Genomic DNA, 21,684 nt, shown 5'->3' on the forward strand with positions numbered 1-21,684 from the left:
AAGACTATGTCCTCAAAATCCACCATCGTCCGCAACGAACGGATCGCCAAGACCGTCGCCAAGTACGCCGAGAAGCGTAAGCAGCTCAAGAAGGAAGGCAACTACGCCGCCCTCGCGCAGCTGCCCCGCGACGCGAGCCCGACCCGGCTCCGCAACCTGTGTGCCCTGACCGGCCGCAGCCGCAGCGTCTACCGCAAGTTCAAGCTTTCCCGCATCAAGCTGCGTGAACTCGCCCTCGAAGGCAAGGTTCCCGGCATGCGTAAATCGTCCTGGTAAGTCCGCAAGGAAACTCCCAGGTTCACCCGCCGATCAATGTGAATCGGCGACCCAACGTTTAGCCGTCGGCCAATGACCGACGCATCCCTCAGAACGAGAAGAACAAGTATGGCTCTCAGCGACCCTATCGCCGACATGCTCAACCGCCTCCGCAACGCCTCGCGCAACGGCTTCGCCACCGTCGACTGCCGCAACTCGAAGGTCTGTGCGGGCATCGCCGCCGCTCTGCAGCACGAAGGCTACGTCAACGGCCACACCGTCATCGACGACGGCCGCCAAGGCATCCTCCGTGTCGAACTCCGCTACGGCCCCAACGGCGAGAAGCTGTTCCACACCATGAAGCGCGAGTCGAAGCCCGGCTGCCGCGTCTACACCAAGGTCGCCGACCTGCCCCGTCCCCTAGCCGGCCTGGGCGTCTGCATCCTCACCACCCCCAAGGGTGTGCTGTCCGACCGTCAGTGCCGCGAACAAAACGTCGGCGGCGAGATGATCTGCACCGTCGAGTAATCCAAATTATTCAACCCACGTTTTGCATTAAGGCGAAACATACAGACGCCTGAAAGAAACGAGAGAACACTATGTCACGTATCGGTAAAAAACCTGTCGACCTCGCCGGCGCCACCGTCAAAGTCAACGGCCGTGAAATCTCGGTCAACGGCAAGGGTGGCACCCTGACCATGGAACACCGCCCCGAGGTGTCGGTCCGCGTCGATGAAGAAGCCAAGCAAGTCGTCGTCGAGCGTGACGGCGACTCTCGCACCGCCAAGGCGATGCACGGCCTGACCCGCTCGCTGATCGCCAACATGATCGAAGGCGTCACCAAGGGCTACGAAGTCAACATGGAAGTCCACGGCGTGGGCTACGGCGCCACCGTCCAGGGCAACAAGGTCAACCTGAAGCTCGGCTTCGCCGACACCCGTGTCGTGCCGATTCCCGCAGGTGTCACCGTTGAAGCCAAGAGCAGCTCGAACCTCACCGAGGTCAGCGTCAAGGGCATCGACAAGCAGCTCGTCGGCCAAACCGCCGCAGCGATGCGTCAACACCGCAAACCCGAGCCCTACAACGGCAAGGGCGTCCACTACAAGGGCGAGCAGATCATCCGCAAGCAAGGCAAGGCCTTCGGCAGCTAATCAAAACGATATTTTTCTCCTCCAAGCCGTGGGCTGCGGAGCAACCCGACAACGCCCCGGATCGGATATCAATCATGGAAAAGAACAAACTCAAAACCCTCCGCCGCACCCGCCGCAAGACCGGCATCCGCAAGCGCATCTTCGGCAGCCCCGAGCAGCCGCGCCTGTCGATCTTCCGCAGCAGCAAGCACGTCTACGCCCAGGTCATCGACGATTTCGCCGGCAAGACCCTGGCCGAGGCCAGCACCGTGTCGGCCAAGCTCGAGAAGGGCTGCACCACCGAAGCCGCCGCTGAAGTGGGCAAAGCCATCGCCGAGAAGGCCAAGGCCGCCGGCATCGAAACCGTCGCGTTCGACCGCAACGGCTTCCGCTACCACGGCCGCGTGAAGGCCCTGGCCGACGCCGCCCGTGAGGGTGGCCTGAAGTTCTGATTTTTCCGGACGCCAACGCGTCTAAACATTCACAGAAAGCCCTGCGTCAGAGACCAGGCAAGTCCGTCCCGGCGAATGCTGGGGAAACCAAGAAAGAAACCCAATGGCTGAATTCCTCGAAGATTCCAACGCACTCGAATCGACCACCGTCGCGATTAACCGGACCGCCACCACGGTCAAGGGCGGCCGCCGCATGAGCTTCTCGGCCCTCGTGGTCGTGGGCGACCGCAACGGCAACGTCGGCGTCGGCTACGGCAAGGGCCGTGGCGTTCCCGCCGCGATCGAAAAATCGCAGAAGGACGCGAAGAAGAACCTCTTCGCCGTCAAGCTCCGTGCCGGCACCCTGCCCCACGAAGTGAAGGGACGTTCGTGTGCGTCGTCCGTCAAGCTGATCCCCGCCGCGCCCGGTACCGGTGTTATCGCCGGTGGTACCGTCCGTGCGGTGCTCGAGATGGCTGGCGTGAAGGACTGCCTGACCAAGGCCTACGGCTCGACCAACAAGATCAACCTCTGCCGTGCGGTGATCGATGCCCTGAAGCACCTGCGGACCCGTGAAGAGATCGCGGCCCTGCGTGGTGTGGACATCGAGTCCAGCACCGTCGACGAAATGCTCTCCGCTGCGAAGCGTTTCATGACCGAGGCCGAAACCACGACCTCGAAGACCAAGGCCGTCGCCCCGACCAACACCGTGGGCAAGGGCAAGGGCAAGGGCGGTCGTCGCGACCGCAACGACCGCGGCGGCAAGAAGCCCGAAGCTGCACCGGCCCCCGCCGAAGCTGAAGGCGGCGTCGCCGTCGCCGAGGCTCCCGCCCCGGAAGCCGCTCCCGAAGCCCCGGCCGCCGAGGCTCCCGCACCCGAAGAAAAGTCTGAGTAAGTTCTCGTAATTGCAACCCGCCGTTGGGCTAAGCTCAACGCCACCCCGGCACGACGCCGGCCCCCGGAGTAATCCGCCATGATGATCCACGAAATCACCGAAAAAGTTGGCCGCCACAAGCAGCGTAAGCGCATCGGGCGCGGCGTCGGCTCGGGCTACGGCAAGACCGCTGGTCGCGGCCACAAGGGCTACGGCGCCCGTGCGGGTAACAGCAACCCCCACGAGGGCGGCGCGATCCCCATGTGGAAGCGTTTCCCCAAGCGTGGCTTCTCCAACGCCGAATTCATGACGCACTACGCCGTGGTGAACATCAAGGCGATCGAAGCTCGCTTCCAGGACGGCGAAGAAGTCAACGCCGAATCGCTGGCCAAGCTCGGCCTGATCCGCGACACCAAGCTCCCGGTCAAGGTCCTGGGCGAAGGCGAACTGACCAAGAAGGTCACCGTCACCGCGGACAAGTTCAGCAAGTCCGCTTCTGAAAAGATCACCGCTGCGGGCGGCTCCGTGACGGTCATCGAACCCGTCGGCCGTCGCCCCAAGGGTGTGAAGAAGGCCGACGCGAAAGCGGAGTGATCCGTCACCGGCAGGACGCCTGATCGCGATCAACCCCAACCCCGGTTCAGCTCACCATGCTCCAAGCTTTTTTCAACATCTGGCGGATCAAAGAGCTGCGTAACAAGCTGCTCTTCACCATGTCCATGCTGGTGATCTACCGCATCGGCTTCTTTATTCCGCTGCCCGGGGTCGACCAGTCGGCGCTCAACGAGTGGGCCGAGTCTGCCGCGAGCGGGGCGGTGGGCAACCTGATCAGCTACGTCGGCATCTTCACCGGCGGCTCACTATCGCAATCCACCATCTTCGGTCTGGGCATCATGCCCTACATTTCCGCGGCGATTATCTTCCAGCTGCTCGCCTCGGTATCCGAGCGTCTCAAGGCCATCCAAAAAGAAGGCCCCGCCGGTCGGCAGAAGATCCAGGAATATACCCGTTACGCCACGCTGGGCCTCTGTTTGGTGCAGTCGGCGTTCTGGCTGAGCTTCCTGCAGCAGGGCGGCGAGGGCGGTTTGGTTTACGCGAACTACCGTGGCACGGCCGTGTTCTGGGCGTGTGGCGTGCTGGGTCTGACCGCGGGCACCATCTTCCTGATGTGGCTCGGTGAGCAGATCGACAAGTACGGCATCGGCAACGGTATCTCCCTCATCATTACCGCGGGCATCATCGCCTCGATGCCCGGCGCGATTACCCAGATCGTTACCGGTTTCTCGGTCAGCGGTGGCGACGCCGCGAAGCCCTACGGCATCGACACGGTGATCTTCCTGGTCGTGGCGTTCATCGTCGTGGTCGCGGGCTCGATCGTGATCACCCAGGGCCAACGCCGTATCCCGATCCAACAAGCCAAGCACACCCGTGGCCGTCGCGTCTACGGTGGTCAGAAGAGCTACCTGCCGCTGCGTGTGAACCACGGCGGCGTGATGCCGATCATCTTCGCGTCGTCGCTGATGATCTTCCCGTCGATGCTGTTCAACTGGACCGGCGCGGCGATGCCTCCTAAGGAAGACGCGGGAGCGGTTTACGGCTTCTTCGCGGGTTTCCTGACGCTGCTCCAGAGCGAGTTCGCGAACATGAACGGCTACCTCTACGCCCTGATCTACATCGGGCTGATCTACTTCTTCGCCTACTTCTGGACGACCGTCCAGTTCCAGCCGAAGGAGATGGCCACACAGCTACGTGACAACGGCAGCTTCATCCCCGGCCTGCGGCCCGGCCCGCGGACGGCGGACTACCTCGAAATCGTGATGGAACGCATCACCTACGTCGGGGCGGGCTTCCTGGCGGTGATCGCGGTCATCCCGACCATCGTGTCGGGCCTCTTTGGCATCCCGTTCACGGTGACCCAGTTCCTCGGCGGCACCGGCCTGCTCATCGTGGTCAGCGTCATGCTCGACTTCGTCCAGCGGATTGAAGCCAACCTGATGATGCGAAACTACTCGGGCTTCCTCGGCGGCGGCGGCCCCGGCGGCGGCGGCCCCAAGATCCGGGGGGCTCGTGGCGGGGCGTGATCGGGCTGCCCGACGCCTTTCGCGAGTTTGTCAAGATGGCGGAACAAGCGTATAATCATCGATTCACCGAGATCGGCTCGGTTGGCGGATTCTCTAAGTCTTTGTGCCGGGAGATGTTCCGGTGAAAAAGGCAAGTATCCGTCTGAAATCCAAAGAAGAGATCGAGAAGATGCGCGTCGCGGGTCGCATCGTTCGGCAGGTTCACGACATGTGTCGTGAGATGTGCAAGCCGGGCGTGACGACCCAGGAAATCGACGACGCGGCCGACGCACTGATTCGTGAAAAGGGCGGCATCGGGTTGTTCAAGAACTACCCGACCTATCGCCCCGGCGAAGGTTTCCCCGCCACCTTGTGCATCAGCGTCAACGACGTGGTCGTGCACGGCATCGCGGATGATCGGCCGATCGAAGACGGCGACGTGGTCGGGATCGACTGCGGCGTCAAGTACGACGGCTGGTGCGGGGACGCGGCGAACACCATCTTGGTGGGCAACGTCGACGAAGAAACCCGGAAGATGTGCGAAGCGACGCAGCACTGTTTGCAGATCGCCATCGACCAGATCAAGCCGGGCAAGCGTTGGAGTCAGATCGCCCGCCTGATGCAGAAATACGCCGAGGACCGCGGGTACGGCGTGGTGAAAGATTTTGTCGGGCACGGCATCGGCTCGAACATGCACGAAGAACCCAAGGTCCCCAACTTTGTCAGCCGGGACCTGATCAAAAACGACATCCTGCTGAGAGAAGGCATCGTCCTTGCCATCGAACCGATGCTCAACCTCGGCACCCAGGAAGTCAAAACGCTGAAAGACGGCTGGACCGTCGTGACCATGGACGGGAAACCGTCGGCCCATTACGAACACACCGTCGCCGTGACCGCCGACGGAGCCGACGTCCTGACCGACGGCCGGTAGACCAAACGACCCGAACGTAACCCCACAGAGATCCACGTGCCTAAAGAAGACATGCTCCAGTTTGACGGCGAAGTGCTCGAATCATTGCCCAACGCAATGTTCCGGGTCAAGCTGGAAAACGACCACGAGATCATCGCCCACATCTCCGGCAAGATGCGCAAGTTCTACATCCGCATCCTCCCCGGCGACCGCGTGACCGTGGACATCAGCCCCTACGATCTGACCAAAGGCCGCATCACCTACCGCCACTGATCCATTGAGAACCGAACAACAATCACGCCGACGCTGAGCGAGGTCTTCCCAGCGAGGCGTCAGGTACGAAAGGTAACCCCATGAAAGTCCGCTCCTCCGTTAAACGCATCTGCGAAAACTGCAAGATCATCCGCCGCAAGGGCGTCGTCCGCGTCGTCTGCACCAACCCCAAGCACAAGCAACGCCAGGGTTGATCCGCTAACGATTTTGCACTGAACCGTACCACACCGCGATCGTCCTTCGCGGTCTACAAAGAACCACCCCCGAAGCCAGGTTCCCGCCACGCTGTGTGGAAAGTGGAACCGCCTCAACTTCAAGGAAACGATTATGCCCCGTATCGCCGGTACCGAAATCCCCGACAACAAGCCCAACCGCATCGCGCTGACCTACATCTACGGGATCGGCCCGAAGTTCTCGATGGACATCTGCAACGAGCTCGGCCTCGACCCGCAGCAACGCGCTAAAGAGCTGAACGAAGACCAACTCGCTGCGATCGCCAACCTGCTCGAAGCCAAGTACGTCATCGAAGGTGCCCTGCGTCGTCAGGTCCAGCAAGACATCGCCCGTCTGCGTGACATCCGCAGCTACCGCGGCGACCGTCACCGCCGCGGCCTGCCCGTGCGTGGTCAACGCACCCAGACCAACGCCCGCACCCGTAAGGGCCGTAAGAAGACCGTGGCCGGCAAGAAGTCGGTCAAGGGCATGAAGTAACACAACGTGTTACTCGACGCGCACGCGTCGGGTTGCAACGCAACCCGTTAACCGTCGATCTTGAATCAACGCTCTTCACACTAGTACCAACTCCCGCACGACCCACCTCGTGCCACCCGAAGCCAGATTCCCGCCGCACCGTGCGGAGAGCGGAATCGCCACCAACTTCAAGGAACCCGTCCGATGGCCAAGAAATCCAAGAAAGTCCGCAAGAACGTGACCCGCGGCATCGCCTACATCAAGGCGACCTTCAACAACACCCTCGTCACCATCACCGACGTCAACGGCGAAACCCTCTGCTGGGGCTCGGCCGGCACCGTCGGCTTCAAGGGCTCGCGGAAGTCCACCCCCTTCGCCGCCACCCGCGCCGCTGAAGAGGCAGCCGGCCAGGCCAAGAAGTACGGCATGGTCGAGCTCGAAGTCCGCGTCCGCGGCGCCGGCCCCGGCCGTGAGTCGGCCGTCACCGGTCTGGCCCACTCGGGCATCAAGATCACCGCGGTCGAAGACCACACCCCCATCCCGCACAACGGCTGCCGCCCCAAGAAGAAGCGTCGCGTGTAAGTCGATTTCGGATTGGGGAATTCGGATTTCGGAATCCCCAGCCGTATCGCTTTGAATACTCGGACGATTGTTCCGAAATCCGCAATCCTAAATCCGAAATTCCCCCCGGTTCAGAAGCCACGCGGGCTATGCAGCAAACCCGTTACGAGCGTGAAGCCGAGGACAGTTTCCCCCAACCGCTGCACTTTTGGAGATAGCTATGCGTATTCGCTGGCGTGGCCTCGAACTTCCCCACCGCGTGACCCTGGACCAGGAAACCGCGTCGGACACCTACGGCAAATTCACTGTCGAGCCCTTTGAACGCGGCTTCGGTACCACGGTGGGCAACTCGCTCCGCCGTATCCTCCTCTCGTCGCTCGAAGGCGCCGCCATCACCGGCGTGAAGATCAAGGGCGCTCCCCACGAGTTCACCAGCCTCGAAGGCGTTCAGGAAGACGTCACCGACATCATCCTCAGCGTCAAGAACATGGTCGTGTCCTCCGAAGCCGACGGCGAAAAGACCATGCGTCTGCAAGCCGAGGGCCCCGGTGAAGTGACCTGCGACCTGATCGAAGCCGACACCTCGATCACCATCCACAACAAAGACATGATCCTGGCGACGTTGACCAAACAGGTCGACTTCGACATGGAGTTCATCGTTGAGAAGGGCCGTGGCTACGTCCCCGCTTCCGAGCAGTACGACGCCAACGAAGACCAGGAAGTCGGTCTGATCCCCGTCGACGCGACCTTCTCCCCGGTCACCCGCGTCCGCTACAAGGTCGAAGACACCCGCGTCGGCCAGAAGACCAACTACGACAAGCTGACCCTCGAGGTCTGGACCAACGGCACCGTGACGCCCGAGATGGCCGTCGTCGAAGCCGCCAAGATCCTGCGTAAGCACCTTAACCCGTTCGTGCAGTACTTCGAGCTGGGCACCGAAGTCGCCAGCGAGTCGGCCGCCGCCGCCGCCCGCGTCGACGAAGAGTTGATCCGCAAGCTGCAGATGTCGCTCAACGAACTCGACCTGTCGGTCCGTGCGAACAACTGCCTCGAGTCGGCCAAGGTCACCAGCGTCGCCGACCTGGTCAGCCGTCAGGAAGCCGACCTGCTGAAGGTCCGCAGCTTCGGCAAGACCAGCCTCCGCGAAGTGAAGCGTAAGCTCGCCGACCTGGGCCTGGAGCTGGGCATGGAACTGCCCACCGAAGTCGAAATCTAAGTCGAATCCAAACGCCGAGCGGTGAAAGCCGCCCGGCGTCTTTTGCGGCCCCCGATAGCCGCGGTCCGGCGTACGGACCTACATTTGCCACCCGAGTTCGCCGCTTGCGGCTTAGCAACGGGTGAGTGGCAAGACCCACCGGCCGTTTCACCGAGCGGGTCACGTCAAGAAAAGGAGACTCAACATGAAACACGGCGTCTACGGTCGCAAACTCGGCCGCAAAACCAACCACCGCATCGCCATGTGGCGTAACATGGCCACCGCGCTGTTCACCCACAACCAGATCACCACGACCATCCCCAAGGCCAAGTCCTTGCAGCCGTTCGTGGAGAAGCTCATCACCGCCGCGAAGAAGGGCGACCTCGCCTCGCGTCGTCGCGTCATCGCCAAGCTCGGCGGCGACACGATCATGATCCGTGACGAGGACGACGAAAACGTCGAACGCAACAAGTACGGCGAAGTCACCGGCGGCACCAAGATCGTCAAGCACCTGTTCGACGAGATTGCCCCGCGCTACGCCGACCGCAACGGCGGCTACACCCGCATCATCAAGCTGGGCATCTCCCGTATCGGCGACGGCTCGGACCTCTGCGTGATCCAGCTCGTCGGCACCGAAGAGGCCGGCCCGCAGGTCTCCGGCAGCAACTCGCGTCGCCGTGACAAGGCCAACAAGCGGATGGAATTCGCCGCGAAGCTCCGCAAGGGCGACGCCGAAGAGGCCGCTGAAGAAGAAGCTCCCGCTGAAGAAGCCACCGCCACTGCGGTCGCCGAAGCCCCGGAAGCGGAAGCCCCCGAAACCGAAGCCCCTGCTGAAGAAGCGGCGGCCGAGGAAACCGAAGAGAAGAAGGGCGAGTAAGCCCGGACGCTTCGATCCAAAATTGAATCTAAAAGCCGGCCTGGAAACAGGCCGGCTTTTTTACGCGCGCCTTGCTCTGAGGTCCCGGTGAGTTCACCCGGAGAACATCCAATCAATCAACATGAAAAATGGATAAATTAGTCTATAATTACCCCATGATCGAGCTCACCGTATTGGGACAAGGCGAAAACCAGGAAAAACATGGCCCGGCGATCTGGGACGCGGGGTTCCGCCCGTTCTTCTTCGGCGCGGCGGCCACGGGCGTGGTGAGCATCTTGCTATGGGCGTGGGTCTACGCGGCGGGGGGGCGTGTGCCGCTGCAGGGGATGACCAGCTTCGACTGGCACGGCCACGAGATGGTGTACGGCTACACGCTGGCGGTCATCGCCGGGTTCCTGCTGACGGCGGTGGAGAAGTGGACGGGCGTGCCGCTGGCAGTGTTGGCGGGGCTGTGGCTCGGCGGTCGGCTCTGCATGTTGCCCGGCACAGCGCTGATCGCGTTTGCCGTGTTCTTCGACATGCTGTTCGTGTTCGGGCTGTTTGGGATGATCCTCTGGCCTATCGTGCAAGCGCAGGCCTGGGCCAAGTGCGACATCCTTGGCAAGCTGGCCGTGTCTGTGGTCGGGCAGTGCGTCTTTTCCTTCGGGGTCTTGCTGGACCGGCCCGACTGGGTTCGCTTCGGGTTGTGGGCGGGGCTGCTGATGTCGGTGGGGCTGACGATCGCGGTAGCGCGGAAGATCGTGCCGATCTTCATCAAGTACGGGCTGGAGAACGCCAAGCCGGTGCGCAACATCCGGGCCTTGGACTGGTCGTCGTTGTTGTTGTTCACGGTGTACTTTGTCGCGGATTTAACGCGGGCGAGCGGAGCCTGGATCGCCTGGCCTTGTCTGGCATTGTTCGTCGTGCTGACAGCGCGACTGCTGCTGTGGCACCAGTTCGGCATCTGGCGCAAGCCGCTGCTCTGGGGCATCTGGCTGGGGCTGCTTTGGATCAACGTCGGCTTCCTGCTGCGGGCGCTCGGAGCCTGGGGCATGGTCATCCCGGCGCTGGCGATCCACGCCTGGGCGTACGGCGGGATGGGCCTGACCATCCTGGCGATGATGGGGCGGGTCAGCCTGGGACACACGAACCGCAGTGTCCACCGCCACCCGGTACTCACCGGCTGGATGATCGCCGCGCTAACCCTGGGCAGCGTCGTACGAGTCGTGTTCCCGATGGTGTGGATCGAGCACTACCTGACCTGGGTCGTCGTGGCGCAGGTGTTGTGGGTGGTCAGCCTCGTGTTCTTCCTGATCGCCTACGGCCCGATGCTGTGGCGGCCCGATGCCGAGAGCGACGCCCACATCCCGAAACGCTCTTGCGGGGCCAAGCCGGTGGGCAGGTTCGGCGTGGCGACGTAAGCGGACGCGCGGGATGTTCTTGCGGTGACGAGTGATCTTGGTGAAAGGTCACCGGTCACGGTTGCGCCGCCGCGGCTGATCCGCAGTGTCGGGATCGTAGTCTGGGTTGGCGGCGGGTACGTCGGCGTCGGTGGCCTTGAGCCATTTCTCGAGCTCACGCTCCAGTGAACGAACCGTCGTGGTTTTCGACTTGGCAAGGTCTTTGGACTCACCCAGGTCGTCAGCAATGTTGTAGAGCTCGGATTCCTTGCTCTCGAAATCGTAGAGCAGCTTCCAATCGCCTTTGCGGACAACGGCACGCGGGCCGTGCGAGATCGAGCCGCGGGGCGTGGTGCTGTAGGTGGGGATGTACCAGACCAGGGGCCGGTTCTCGTTGAGTGATGATTGGCCTTCGAGTATGGGACGCCAGCTTTCGCCGTCCACCGCTTGCTGCCGCGGTGCTTTGGCCCCGGAGAGATCGAGGAACGTGGGGTACAGGTCGAAGAGCAGCACGGGCTCGTCGGTCTTGCGTCCCGCCTCCACGACGCCGGGGTAGTGCACGACGCAGGGGATGCGCACGCCGCCTTCGTACAGCGATCCCTTGCCGCTGCGGAGCGGGGCATTGTTGGTGGTGCGATCGCTGCCGCCGTTGTCCGAAACGAAAACCACGACGGTGTTGTCCGCTAGGCCTTGGGCATCAAGCGACTCCATGATCCGCCCGACGCTGTTGTCCAGCGAGACCAGCATCGCGGCGTACTCGGCGTTGTCGTGTTGCTCATCCGTGGGCCAGCGGTTCACGTCTCTGAGCACGGCCGGATCGGGTTCGATGGGGTTGTGCACCGCGTAGTGCGCGAGCCAGAGGAAGAACGGCCCGCCTTTGTTTTCTTCGATAAAGCCAACCGCTTCGTCGGTGAGCCGGTCGGTGATGTACTCGCCGTCCTTGGCGGTCTCGTCGAGGTCGGCGATGCCGTAAGGGGCATAGTAGGTCCGCGTGCCGCCGCCGCGGGAGGCGCCGACGCTGGTGTCGAAACCATGCGACGTCGGCCCAGTGCGTCCCGAGGTACGGCCCAGGTGCCACTTGCCGACGTGGCCGGTGGTGTAGCCCGCTTGCTGCAGCGCCTCGGGCAGCGTGGTGATGTCCGAGTCCAATGACGATTGATTGCGTGGCGTGGTCAGCGCGAGTTTGCTGAGGTCAGGCCCGTCGGATTGCCCGCGTCCGCCGCCACCGCCAACGGTGTACACCCCGGTGCGTGGGCTGTACATCCCCGAGAGGATCGCGGCACGGGTGGGGGCGCACATCGGCGCATTGGCGTAGGCCTGGGTGAACACCAGCCCTCCGGACGCGAGACGATCGAGGTGGGGCGTGCGGTGGTAGTCGCTGCCCATGAACCCCAGGTCCCGCCAGCCGAGGTCGTCGGCGACGATCACAATGAAATTAGGCTGATCCTTCGCGGCGGCGTTTGAGATCGGCAATGCGGCGAACAGAACAGCTAAAGCTAAAAGGCATGCCCAGGGGCAGCGGGAGTCGTATTTCATGGATGCACAACGTCTGGGATGTGAGGCTATTGCAGCACGACCCTTCGACTTCGCGGAAGTCGTGGAAACGCTGTGCCGGATATTGGGCTTGTGGATTAAGCCGTCACCGCTTGTCCTGCATCTTCCGCGACCTTCCACATCGCCCCGTCCCGTTCAACGTGGCGGTACAGCGTGTCGCGTTCGACGGGGGTGTAGCCCGCTTCGTGGATCGCGCGTTTGAGGTCGGACACGGTGACTTCCTGGTGGGTGTCGGTGCCTTCGACTTTGGTGATGTCGTACCAGACGACGGTGCCGTCGATGTCGTCGGCGCCGTGGTCGAGCATGACCTGGGCCATGGGCAGCGTTTGCATGATCCAGAAGGCTTTTACGTGGGGGAAGTTGTCGAGCATGAGTCGGGCGACGGCGATCATGCGGAGGTTGTCGACGCCGGACGGGCCGGGCAGGTGCTGGAGTTCGCTGCCGTCCGGGAAGAACGGAAGGGGGATGATCGTTTGGAATCGGCCCTTGAAATTGTTCTCGATCGCGTGGTCTTGTTCCTCGCGGAGCATGCACAGGTGGTGGATGCGGTCTTCGAGCGACTCGACGTGGCCGTAGAGCATGGTGGCGTTGGTGAACAGGCCGAGCTCGTGGGCGGTGCGGTGGACGGTGAGCCATTCGTCGCTGCGGATCTTGCCGCGGAAGGCCTCGTCGTGCACGCGGTCGTCGAAGACTTCTGCACCGCCCCCGGGCATCGAGCCGAGGCCCGCTTCGATCAGGTCTTCAAACACCGCACGCACCGCCCCGGCAAAATCCTTACGGACCGCGCGTTTGCTGATGCGCGCGAGGTGCACGATCTCCACGGCGGTGAACGCCTTGATGTGGACCTGCGGCGCGGTCTCGCGGATCGCGCTGAGCATGTCGGTGTAGTAGGAGAAGGGCAGCTTGGGGTGGAGCCCGCCGACGATGTGCATCTCGGTGGCCCCGGAGTCGACGGCGGTTTGGGCCTGCTTGCGGATATCGTCGAGGGAGTACTCGTAGGCCCCGTCCTGGCCGGGCTTGCGGTGGAACTCGCAGAACTTGCACGAGAGGATGCAGAGGTTCGAGTAGTTCATGTGGCGGTTGACGTTGTAGTAGGCCGTGTCGCCGTGGAGGGAACGGCGGACGAAGTTGGCCAACTCGCCGAGCGTGTGCAGGTCGCGGGTCTGCAGGAGCACCATCCCGTCCTCGGCGCTGAGGCGGGTTCCGGCGTAGACCTTTTCGGCGATGGGGGCGAGGGCGGGGTCTTGCATAGCCATATGTTAGGGCTTCTGCGTGGGCTTTTCGGCCTGACGGCGTAGGGAATACTTGAAGAAATCCCACAGCCCTGCGAAGCGGTAGTCCGGATCGACGTAGTGCTCGATCACGTAAAACGCGAAGTAGTAGAACCGAGCGAAGCACCAGACGGCCAGGCCCAGCAGCAACGCGGTTTTCCAGTGGAAATGTTCAATGAGCAGAGCGGCCGAGGCGAGGAGGCCGCCAAGAAGAAAAAGCCAACCCTTGAGCAGGATCAGAATCTTGCTTTGGAGGTCGGGTCCCATGATTGGATTTTAACTTGAGCCGACCGCAGCTCCGCCAAGAATCAGAAGACGAAAACGAGCAGTGGGAGCAGCGAGACAAGCAGCTGGATCGCCACGATGATCACGACCAGGCGGATCGCCATTTTGCTTCTTCGTTGGCGTTCAGCGGTGCTCAGGGGCGAGGCATCGAAGGCGGTGCCGCACTCGGGACACGTGTCTCGGTCGAGGCCCTTTTTGGGGTAGTGGCAAGCGGCGCAGTGAGTCGGATCGACGCTTGCCTCGAGGACAGCGTCGGCCGGGGGGTGGCCGCGTTGGGGGATTGGGCGAATTGAAACAGGTGGCGACTTCACTTCGCTAAACTCTAGGCATGCGAATCATCGGCCACGGCGTGGACATTGTCGAGAAGTCTCGGATCGAGCACATGATCGAAGATCATGGCGAGCGGTTCCTTAATCGCTGTTTCACCGAGGCGGAACGGGCGTACTCGGATGGCAACACCAAGCGGCGGATGGAGCACCTGGCGGGGCGGTTCGCGGCCAAGGAGGCGATCCTCAAGGTGCTGGGCACCGGCTGGAGCGGCGGGATCGCGTGGACCGACGCGGAGGTGGTCCGCGAGCCATCGGGCCGGCCGACGGTGGCGCTGCACGGCAAGTGTGCCGAGGTGGCGGCAGAGCTGGGCATCACCGAGTGGTGGCTGAGCATCTCCCACATCGAGACCCATGCGGTGGCCAGCGCGATCGGTGTCGCGACGGGCGAGTCGTGAGCTCGGCGGGGCAAAAACCGCAATCTGAGAGAAAAACGCCGGCCCCGCCTTGACGCGGCCCGGTTCATCGGGCATTTTTGCAAACTATTCGTTCCAGGATCCGGGTAAGCCCGATAAAGTAGAAGCTATGGGTCGCAGACAAGGACGGACGCCGCCTTACGAAATCATGCAGAACGTGGGAAGCGGTACGCCGTTGCCCCGTTCGGGCGTGAGACGTGTGCGTGGCGGGAGCGTCGGCTTGCTGGGATTAACCTGGGGAGGGATCAAGTCCATCGGCGGGTGGTTTGCGGGATTGGGCGGTTTTATCGCCGATTTCCGAGGTTTTTCGTCCATTTCTGAGCGATTTGGAGGGGGACGGGGCACAAATACGGTTGAAGTCCGCCTCCCGTGGCCGGTGCTGGTGCTGCTGGGTGTGGTGGGGCTGGCGGCGATGGGCTTGATGTTCCAGATCGGGCACCACGTGGCGGGGCGGTCGGCGGTGCCGGCCGAACAGCAACAGGCTTCGGCGCAAGACGAGCAACAGCAGGCACTTGCTGTGGAATCAACGATCGAGGGTGGCATGAACCAGGCCGAATCCCTCGGGCCGGTGGTCGAGATGGGCTCGGCCCCCGTTGAGCCGGTTCAGCCGCTGGGTGGGGCCAAGGCCCAGGACCCGCGTCTGAAGGGCTTGAACTACTTCGTCCTGGCGACGGTGCGTCCCAGCGAGGTCACCAGTGAGGTCAACGGGATCTGGGCGCTCCAGGAGTTTCTCGCGGAGCACGGGGTTGCAACTTTTCTCGATAGTACTAATAATGATGCGTTCCGCGTGCTGGTGGATGTCTCACGCGGATACACCGCCGAAGAAGTGCGGAACGTGGCCTACGCCGAGCACGAACACTACCTCCGGTCCTTGGGCCGTGAGTGGAAGAAACTGCAAGGCGGCATCGGCACCGATCTGAGTGACATCTACCGGGACCGCTACGAAGGCGGCCCTTCGACCCCAACCGACCCCCAATAAACCCTCTTCACTGAGAAACCATCATGAGCCTCGATGCATCCCTGAAATCCGGCGGCGGCCTCTCGCGTCACCGCAACGTCCTGACCCGTGCCGAGCGTATCGCCAAGCTGGCCGAGAACGGCGAGTTCGATACCGAGCAAGACAACCCGCTGGGTATCCGCAAGGTCGGCAACCGCAAGCTGGTCACCGGCAAGAGCTCGAAGAAGAAGAAAGAAGCGGAGTAATTCCGCTCGGCTGGTCTGCCATACGGTTCGGCTAGCGCTCTTTCTCAATGCTCGACGAAAACGAATTGGCCCACCCGGTGTTTACGGGTGGGTTATTCTTTGGTTGATTTGTAACGCGGCGATTCAAGATCGCCGGCTAACGGGTAAATCGTGACACCGGTTTTACCTATCTGTTTGAATTGGATCACACGATGCTTAACCCTGATCGCTTCATCACCGACCGACTCCGCGCTATCGACGCCTCGGGCATCCGACGCGTCTTCGACTTGGCCGCACAGCTCGAGGACCCGATCAATCTGTCGATCGGTCAGCCCGATTTCGACGTGCCCGAGCCGATCAAGAAGGCGGCGGCGGACGCGATCGATCAGGGGTTCAACCGCTACACGCAGACCCAGGGCATCGCCGACCTGCGGGCCAAGCTCACCGCGGACCTCTCTGCCGAGTTCCCCGAGACTCTGGGCCAGGCGCTCACCTCCGGCGACGCGTCGCTGCTGATCACCTCCGGCGTGTCCGGCGGGTTGATGCTGGCGATGATGACCTGCGTCGGCCCGGGCGACGAGGTACTGATCCCCGACCCGTACTTCGTGATGTACAAGCACCTGGTCACGCTGGCGGGCGCGACGCCGGTGTTTGTCGATACCTACCCCGATTTCCAGGTGACGCCCGAGCGGCTGGCCGAGAAGGTGACCGAGCGGACGAAGCTGGTGCTGTTCAACACGCCGAGCAACCCGACGGGCGTGATGGCAACGGCGGAGATCTGCGAGGCGGTGACGCAGTTCTGCGCCGAGCGTGAGCTGCTGCTGCTCAGCGACGAGATCTACGACGTGTTCCAGTACACCAGCGACGCGACCATGCCTTCGCCGGTGCGTTCCTCGGCGGATGCGCTGCTGATGCGTGGCTTCTCGAAGACCTACGGCATGACCGGTTGGCGGTTGGGATATGTCGCGGGGCCGACGCCGATCGTGGAGCAGATGACCAAGCTGCAGCAGTACAGCTTCGTGTGTGCGCCGTCGATGACGCAGCTCGCGGGGACCCTGGCGCTGGATGTGGACATGAGCGAGCACGTCGCGGCGTATGCCCGCAAGCGTGACCGTGTGGTTGAGGTGCTCAGCCCGCACTTCGAGCTCGCCGTCCCCGGCGGGGCGTTCTACGCCTTCCCCAAGGTGCCCGAGCACCTGGGCTTGACCGGCACGCAGTTCGTCGAAGCCGCGGTCGCCCGGAACCTGCTCATCATCCCCGGCAACGTGTTTTCGCAACACGACACCCACTTCCGTTTGAGTTACGCCTGCGACGACGCGACCCTGGAACGGGGGTTGGAGATCCTGGTGGAGTTGGCGAAGACTTAAGGCAGCTGCGGGGCGTTTTCGAGCGTGCCGCCGTCTTGTGCGTGGTCGAACCGGATGAGGATGTTGTCGGTGCGGGTCAACATTCCTTGGAGTGTTGGGTAATCGGACTTCCGGAAAAGGACGTGCTCTTCCTCGTAAGGAATAGACTCGGCGTGACCGTCGATGTAGAGCGAGTTTGTCACGGTGCCTCTGTGATTGAGATTGAACTGCTCGGGTATGCCGAAGACGTTCGTGGCGGGAACATCCATCGCGACATCCCACATCAACATTGATGCCCGTCCGCCCAATTGATTGGTCCCAAGATCTTCAATCTTGTCGTTGGTTGTTTCGTCAAGGTTGCGGAAGGTATAGGCGACCGCGACGACGGCCCCGGGAGTACCGATGTCTTCAAGTGTGCCGGGGGTCATTTTGGGCTCGGGCCCATCGGGGCAATCAAGGACTTCCGGGCTGGAGACATAGTCATTGGTAATGAGCACCCCATGTGATGCATAGGTACTGATAAACCAGAGGTAATTGTTGGCGGTATTTTCAAGTGTAACGCCCGGGGCCCCCAAGTTGACCGCACTGCTGCCCCTTGGAATAGCACCGTCGTGGTCTGCGGCGTAGGCGAAAAGACCGATGCCGACCTGCCTTTGGTTGGACAAGCATTTAGTCGCGAGTGCGGAAGTTCGAGCTTTGGCCAACGCGGGCAGCAGGATGCCGATGAGCAGCGCAATAATGCTGATCACGACCAGCAGCTCGATCAGGGTGAAGCCCGGAAAAAGCGTTGGCTTGCCAGAATTTCTCATAGGAATAACCGGATTCCCCTCGGCGATGACATCATATCGACCGAGGGGTTCAATGTCTGCTAGTTTTATGCTTTCAACGCGGCGAAACGTTCATCGGTACCGTGAGCGGGCGATGGTTAGTTTCAATTAGGGGTTTTGGCCCGGATAGGCAATACGATGGCGGACTCACCACATCACGCGGAGTTGATCAACGAGGACGGCTCGTGGAAGTACACCAACGCGCTGGCCATGGAAACCAGCCCGTACCTTCGGCAGCACGCCCACAACCCCGTGGATTGGGTGCCGTGGGGCGAGGCGGCGTTTGCGGAGGCGGCCCAGCGCGACGTGCCGATCTTCCTGTCGATCGGGTACTCGACCTGCTACTGGTGCCACGTCATGGAGCGGCAGGTCTTCGAGAACCCCGCGATTGCGAAACAGATGAACGAGCAGTTTGTCTGTGTGAAGGTCGATCGCGAGGAACGGCCGGACGTGGACGACATCTACATGACCGCGACGCAGCTGCTCACGGGAAGCGGCGGCTGGCCGATGTCGGTGTTCCTCACTCCCGCAAGTCCAGAAAGCGAGGCAGGCGGCCTGCTCCCGTTCTGGGCCGGGACGTACATCCCGCCGACGCCCGCCTACGGCCGACCGAGCTTCCCGCAGGTGATGGACGCGATGAGCGGGGCGTGGCGCGACGAGCGTGACCACGTCATCGAGCAGTCTCAGCGTGTGGCCGATGCGGTCCGGCAGCAGGTGGCTCAGGGCGGAGCGAGCAGCAGCGGCGGGGCGGTGAGCTTGGAGATGGTCGAACGCACGGCCGGGCAGCTCCGCCAGCGCTACGACCCGACCCACGGCGGCTTCTCCGGCAACGACGGCCCCAAGTTTCCCACCCCCAGTACCGTCGCCGTCCTGCTCGATGTCTATCAGCAGGAGCCCGACGAAGAGCTGGCGGAGCAGATCCGGCACACGCTCGACCGGATGGCCCTGGGCGGGATGTACGACCAAGTCGGCGGCGGGTTCCACCGCTACAGCGTCGACGAGAAGTGGCTGGTCCCGCACTTCGAAAAGATGCTCTACGACAACGGCCAGATGCTTGAGCTATACGCCCAGGCCTACGAAGAATGGCAAGGCGAACGCGCGGCGGCGCTGTACGCCCGGGTGATGCATGAGACGGCGGACTACCTGCTGCGGGAGATGCTCGATGCGACCGGCGCGTTTTGGTCGGCCCAGGACGCCGAGGTGAACACCAAAGAGGGCGAGAACTACGTCTGGAAACCCGAGCAGGTCGGCGAGGCGTTGGCGGACGAAGACGACGCTGAGCCGCTGACCGCGTTGGCCATGGCGATGTATGGGCTTGACCTGGGCACCAACTTCCAGGACCCCCATCACGCGGATGCCGAGGCGGTAAACGTGTTGTTCATGCCACGCACGATGTCCGAGCTCGTGGGGTTTGCCGACGGGGATATGGGCGGGGTGATGCGGATGCGCGAGCGGATCAACGCGGCGCTGCTGAAGGTGCGCGACACCCGGGACCAGCCGGGCACGGACGACAAGGTGCTCACCTCCTGGAACGGTCTCGCCATCGCGGGGCTGGTCGAAGCGGGACGGCTGTTGGAAGAGCCCCGCTTCATCGACGCGGCGCGGAACGCCGCGGACGCCGTGCTTCAGCACATGAGCGAATCGGGCGGCGGGTTGCTGCGGTCCATGCGCGGCGACGAGGCCAAGATCCCCGCCTTCCTCGAAGACTACGCGTTCTTCATCCACGGGCTGCTCAAGCTGCACCAAACCCAGGAAGATTCCCATGGTGACCGCTACCTGGCCGAGGCGGCGCGTCTGAACGAAGTCGTGCAGGACCGTTTCGCGGCTGCCAATGGCGGGTATTTCGACACGCTTGAGGACCAGGCCGACTTGTTCGTGCGGACCCGCTCGACGTACGACGGGGCGATTCCGTCGGGCAACAGCCAGATGATCCACAACCTGCTGGCGCTGCACCAACTCACGGACGACGAGGCCCACGCCCGGCGGGCGGTATTGGACCTGCGTAGCTTCGCGTCCCCTTTGGCTGAGAGCGGCTTGGGGATGACGCATATGCAGCGGGCGGCGCTTCGGGCGCTCAGCGACCTGCCCGCGGAATGGGCGTCGGCCCTCGAAGAGGACGGCCCGGCCGAGGCGAGCGGCGGCCGGCCGGTCGTGGTGCAGGTCCGGCCCATCGAGGGCGAGGCGAATGCCTACCGCGTGGTGCTGTCGATCGTTGAGGGGTATCACATCAATGCCAACCCCGCGTCGATGGAGGGGCTCGTGTCCACCGCGGTTTCCGCCGAGGGCGTGGAGTTGGAGGTCACCTACCCGTCGCCGATGACCGAGACGTATCTGTTCACGGACGAGCCCTTGTCGGTTTACGAGGGCAGGGTGGAGATTATCGTGCGGGCGGATCAGCCGATCGAAGCGTTGACGCTGCAATACCAGGCCTGCACCGACTCGGCTTGCCTCGAGCCGGTGACGCGGTCGATCAAACTGCGGTAAAGTCCCGGCTCGGCTCCGCTCCTAACGCGTTCACCCGATCATGATCGACACCCACTGCCACCTGACCTACGACGGCCTGCACGAGCGCGTTGATTCCGTCATCGAAGCGGCTCAACGCAACGGCGTCGATCGCATGATCACCGTCGGCACCACCCCGAACGACGCCGCCAAGGCGGCGGCGCTGGCCGAACGCTTCGACAACGTGTTCTTCACCGCGGGGCTCCACCCCGGCTACAGCGGCAATGTGACGGACCACGCTGCGTTGAAAGACGGCCTGCGGCAGCTGCTGGCCCACCCACGCGTCGTCGCCGTCGGCGAGATGGGGCTGGACCAGCACTACCCCGACCCGCCGATGAGCAGCCAACGGCCCGCGTTCGCGGCGCAGCTCGAGCTCATGAACGAGCATGCCGAGCAAGGCAATCCGTTCCCCGGCGTCATCCACAACCGCAAGGCGACGGACGAAACCCTGGCGATGATCCACGACCACGGGGTGCCCGGAGAGCGTTTGGTGTTCCACTGCTTCACCGGCTCGGTCGAGGAAGTCGAACAGATCCTGGCGATCGGGGCGATGGTAAGCTTCACCGGGATCACGACGTTCAAGGGCGCCGCAAGCGTGGCCGAGGCGTCGGACCGCGTGCCCCTGGATCGGCTGATGATCGAGACCGACAGCCCGTACCTGACGCCGGCGCCGTACCGCAAGGTGAAGACCAACGAGCCGAAGTTCGTACGCCACGTCGCGGAGTTTTTGGCCGAGCGGCGTGGGCTGTCGCTGCGTGAATTCGTCGCGGCGGTGGATGCCAATGCCGAGCGTTTCTTCCGCCTGCCTGAAGTCACTGCATAAAAACGCCCGGCATGCACTTGCACGCCGGGCGTTTGGTAAGGAGTAATATTGGGGTGTCGCTTTACGCGGCGATCTTGAGGCCGTGGTTGCCGAGGTAGCCGAGGAGGCGGTCCTGATCGACTTCGCTGTGGAACTGCTCGAAGACCATGCCCATACGGGTGGGGCCGAGTTCGGGTTCTTCGTCGTGGAAGCGGACGATCTTGCCGGTGGCCTGGAAGGTGACGTGTTCCTGCCCGGGGAGGATGCCGCGGACTTCGATGTCGGTGCCGGGCTCAAGGGGCTGGTCGAGTTCGAAACGCATGCCGCTGAGGCTGACGTCGTAGATGTGGCCGGTCCAGCAGTAGCGGTCGGCCCCGGCGGGGCGGACGCGGACGAGGCTGTACATCGCGGGGATCTTCAATCGGGGCTGCCGCCGCGCTTCGGTCTTACGGTCCGTGGAAGGGGTGGTGTCAGACGCAGGCAGGCGGAAGTCGGTCATGAGTCATCTCCGAGGGGCGATATGGTTTGAGCTACATCA

26 protein-coding genes and 1 pseudogene are annotated in these 21,684 nt (G+C 62.9%); 22 read left to right on the top strand and 5 right to left on the bottom strand.

Going from position 1 to position 21,684, the window contains the following annotated elements:
- The first annotated feature begins 6 nt into the window (after positions 1-6).
- From rpsN to HNQ40_RS14505, 15 genes and pseudogenes are all read left to right on the top strand, one after another.
- On the top strand, positions 7-276 hold the full coding sequence (gene rpsN / locus HNQ40_RS14435; protein ID WP_184678536.1) for a 30S ribosomal protein S14: 270 nt from the start codon (positions 7-9) through the stop codon (positions 274-276).
- 108 nt (positions 277-384) lie between these two features.
- On the top strand, positions 385-783 hold the full coding sequence (gene rpsH / locus HNQ40_RS14440) for a 30S ribosomal protein S8 (protein ID WP_184678537.1): 399 nt from the start codon (positions 385-387) through the stop codon (positions 781-783).
- A gap of 71 nt (positions 784-854) precedes the next feature.
- Positions 855-1,406, top strand: a complete 552-nt coding sequence (rplF, locus tag HNQ40_RS14445; RefSeq protein WP_184678538.1) for a 50S ribosomal protein L6 — start codon at positions 855-857, stop codon at positions 1,404-1,406.
- A 74-nt stretch (positions 1,407-1,480) separates the two neighbouring features.
- A complete protein-coding gene (rplR, locus tag HNQ40_RS14450; RefSeq protein WP_184678539.1) occupies positions 1,481-1,837 on the top strand; it encodes a 50S ribosomal protein L18 in 357 nt (118 codons plus the stop codon).
- Positions 1,838-1,940: 103 nt separating this feature from the next.
- A pseudogene (gene rpsE, locus HNQ40_RS14455) lies at positions 1,941-2,429 on the top strand (30S ribosomal protein S5); the annotation flags it as partial.
- A 360-nt stretch (positions 2,430-2,789) separates the two neighbouring features.
- Positions 2,790-3,284 carry a 50S ribosomal protein L15 gene (gene rplO, locus HNQ40_RS14460; RefSeq protein WP_184678541.1) on the top strand — a complete coding sequence of 165 codons (495 nt, stop codon included), beginning with the start codon at positions 2,790-2,792 and terminating at the stop codon, positions 3,282-3,284.
- Positions 3,285-3,340: 56 nt separating this feature from the next.
- Positions 3,341-4,771, top strand: coding sequence for a preprotein translocase subunit SecY (gene secY, locus HNQ40_RS14465; RefSeq protein ID WP_184678542.1), 1,431 nt, complete (start codon positions 3,341-3,343; stop codon positions 4,769-4,771).
- 121 nt (positions 4,772-4,892) lie between these two features.
- Complete coding sequence (gene map, locus HNQ40_RS14470) at positions 4,893-5,681, top strand: type I methionyl aminopeptidase (protein WP_221435546.1); 789 nt, start codon at positions 4,893-4,895, stop codon at positions 5,679-5,681.
- 51 nt (positions 5,682-5,732) lie between these two features.
- Complete coding sequence (infA, locus tag HNQ40_RS14475) at positions 5,733-5,933, top strand: translation initiation factor IF-1 (RefSeq protein WP_221435633.1); 201 nt, start codon at positions 5,733-5,735, stop codon at positions 5,931-5,933.
- A gap of 80 nt (positions 5,934-6,013) precedes the next feature.
- Complete coding sequence (gene rpmJ, locus HNQ40_RS14480; RefSeq protein ID WP_184678544.1) at positions 6,014-6,127, top strand: 50S ribosomal protein L36; 114 nt, start codon at positions 6,014-6,016, stop codon at positions 6,125-6,127.
- A 133-nt stretch (positions 6,128-6,260) separates the two neighbouring features.
- Positions 6,261-6,644: a 30S ribosomal protein S13 gene (gene rpsM, locus HNQ40_RS14485; RefSeq protein WP_184678545.1), complete on the top strand. Its 384-nt coding sequence runs from the start codon at positions 6,261-6,263 to the stop codon at positions 6,642-6,644.
- A gap of 183 nt (positions 6,645-6,827) precedes the next feature.
- On the top strand, positions 6,828-7,205 hold the full coding sequence (gene rpsK / locus HNQ40_RS14490; RefSeq protein WP_184678546.1) for a 30S ribosomal protein S11: 378 nt from the start codon (positions 6,828-6,830) through the stop codon (positions 7,203-7,205).
- Between the two features lie 199 nt (positions 7,206-7,404).
- A complete protein-coding gene (locus tag HNQ40_RS14495) occupies positions 7,405-8,400 on the top strand; it encodes a DNA-directed RNA polymerase subunit alpha (protein WP_184678547.1) in 996 nt (331 codons plus the stop codon).
- Between the two features lie 184 nt (positions 8,401-8,584).
- Positions 8,585-9,256, top strand: a complete 672-nt coding sequence (gene rplQ / locus HNQ40_RS18750; protein ID WP_184678548.1) for a 50S ribosomal protein L17 — start codon at positions 8,585-8,587, stop codon at positions 9,254-9,256.
- Between the two features lie 155 nt (positions 9,257-9,411).
- Positions 9,412-10,656 (top strand): NnrS family protein, encoded by a 1,245-nt coding sequence (locus HNQ40_RS14505; RefSeq protein ID WP_184678549.1) that lies wholly within the window; start codon positions 9,412-9,414, stop codon positions 10,654-10,656.
- A gap of 48 nt (positions 10,657-10,704) precedes the next feature.
- Here HNQ40_RS14505 and HNQ40_RS14510 read toward each other — a convergent pair whose 3' ends face one another.
- The 3 genes from HNQ40_RS14510 to HNQ40_RS14520 form a co-directional block, all read right to left on the bottom strand.
- On the bottom strand, positions 10,705-12,171 hold the full coding sequence (locus tag HNQ40_RS14510; RefSeq protein WP_184678550.1) for a sulfatase: 1,467 nt from the start codon (positions 12,169-12,171) through the stop codon (positions 10,705-10,707).
- A 95-nt stretch (positions 12,172-12,266) separates the two neighbouring features.
- Positions 12,267-13,439, bottom strand: coding sequence for an aminofutalosine synthase MqnE (gene mqnE / locus HNQ40_RS14515; RefSeq protein ID WP_221435547.1), 1,173 nt, complete (start codon positions 13,437-13,439; stop codon positions 12,267-12,269).
- 9 nt (positions 13,440-13,448) lie between these two features.
- Positions 13,449-13,727, bottom strand: coding sequence for a hypothetical protein (locus tag HNQ40_RS14520; RefSeq protein ID WP_184678552.1), 279 nt, complete (start codon positions 13,725-13,727; stop codon positions 13,449-13,451).
- Between the two features lie 14 nt (positions 13,728-13,741).
- Here HNQ40_RS14520 and HNQ40_RS14525 point away from each other — a divergent pair, with 14 nt between their 5' ends.
- The 5 genes from HNQ40_RS14525 (at position 13,742) to HNQ40_RS14545 (ending at position 17,036) form a co-directional block, all read left to right on the top strand.
- Complete coding sequence (locus HNQ40_RS14525; RefSeq protein ID WP_184678553.1) at positions 13,742-14,038, top strand: hypothetical protein; 297 nt, start codon at positions 13,742-13,744, stop codon at positions 14,036-14,038.
- Positions 14,039-14,073: 35 nt separating this feature from the next.
- Positions 14,074-14,469, top strand: coding sequence for a holo-ACP synthase (gene acpS / locus HNQ40_RS14530; protein ID WP_184678554.1), 396 nt, complete (start codon positions 14,074-14,076; stop codon positions 14,467-14,469).
- 127 nt (positions 14,470-14,596) lie between these two features.
- On the top strand, positions 14,597-15,466 hold the full coding sequence (locus tag HNQ40_RS14535; RefSeq protein WP_184678555.1) for a hypothetical protein: 870 nt from the start codon (positions 14,597-14,599) through the stop codon (positions 15,464-15,466).
- A 23-nt stretch (positions 15,467-15,489) separates the two neighbouring features.
- Positions 15,490-15,690, top strand: coding sequence for a small basic protein (locus HNQ40_RS14540; RefSeq protein WP_184678556.1), 201 nt, complete (start codon positions 15,490-15,492; stop codon positions 15,688-15,690).
- A 191-nt stretch (positions 15,691-15,881) separates the two neighbouring features.
- Positions 15,882-17,036 carry a pyridoxal phosphate-dependent aminotransferase gene (locus tag HNQ40_RS14545; RefSeq protein WP_184678557.1) on the top strand — a complete coding sequence of 385 codons (1,155 nt, stop codon included), beginning with the start codon at positions 15,882-15,884 and terminating at the stop codon, positions 17,034-17,036.
- On the opposite strand, the gene HNQ40_RS18400 is transcribed toward HNQ40_RS14545, so the two are convergent.
- Positions 17,033-17,824, bottom strand: coding sequence for a type II secretion system protein (locus tag HNQ40_RS18400; protein ID WP_184678558.1), 792 nt, complete (start codon positions 17,822-17,824; stop codon positions 17,033-17,035). The genes HNQ40_RS14545 and HNQ40_RS18400 overlap by 4 nt on opposite strands.
- 156 nt (positions 17,825-17,980) lie before the next feature.
- Here HNQ40_RS18400 and HNQ40_RS14555 point away from each other — a divergent pair, with 156 nt between their 5' ends.
- On the top strand, positions 17,981-20,326 hold the full coding sequence (locus HNQ40_RS14555) for a thioredoxin domain-containing protein (RefSeq protein WP_184678559.1): 2,346 nt from the start codon (positions 17,981-17,983) through the stop codon (positions 20,324-20,326).
- 40 nt (positions 20,327-20,366) lie between these two features.
- On the top strand, positions 20,367-21,167 hold the full coding sequence (locus HNQ40_RS14560; protein WP_184678560.1) for a TatD family hydrolase: 801 nt from the start codon (positions 20,367-20,369) through the stop codon (positions 21,165-21,167).
- 61 nt (positions 21,168-21,228) lie between these two features.
- Here HNQ40_RS14560 and HNQ40_RS14565 read toward each other — a convergent pair whose 3' ends face one another.
- A complete protein-coding gene (locus HNQ40_RS14565) occupies positions 21,229-21,645 on the bottom strand; it encodes a PilZ domain-containing protein (RefSeq protein ID WP_184678561.1) in 417 nt (138 codons plus the stop codon).
- Positions 21,646-21,684 lie beyond the last annotated feature (39 nt).

This window comes from Algisphaera agarilytica, assembly GCF_014207595.1.
Lineage (GTDB): Bacteria > Planctomycetota > Phycisphaerae > Phycisphaerales > Phycisphaeraceae > Algisphaera > Algisphaera agarilytica.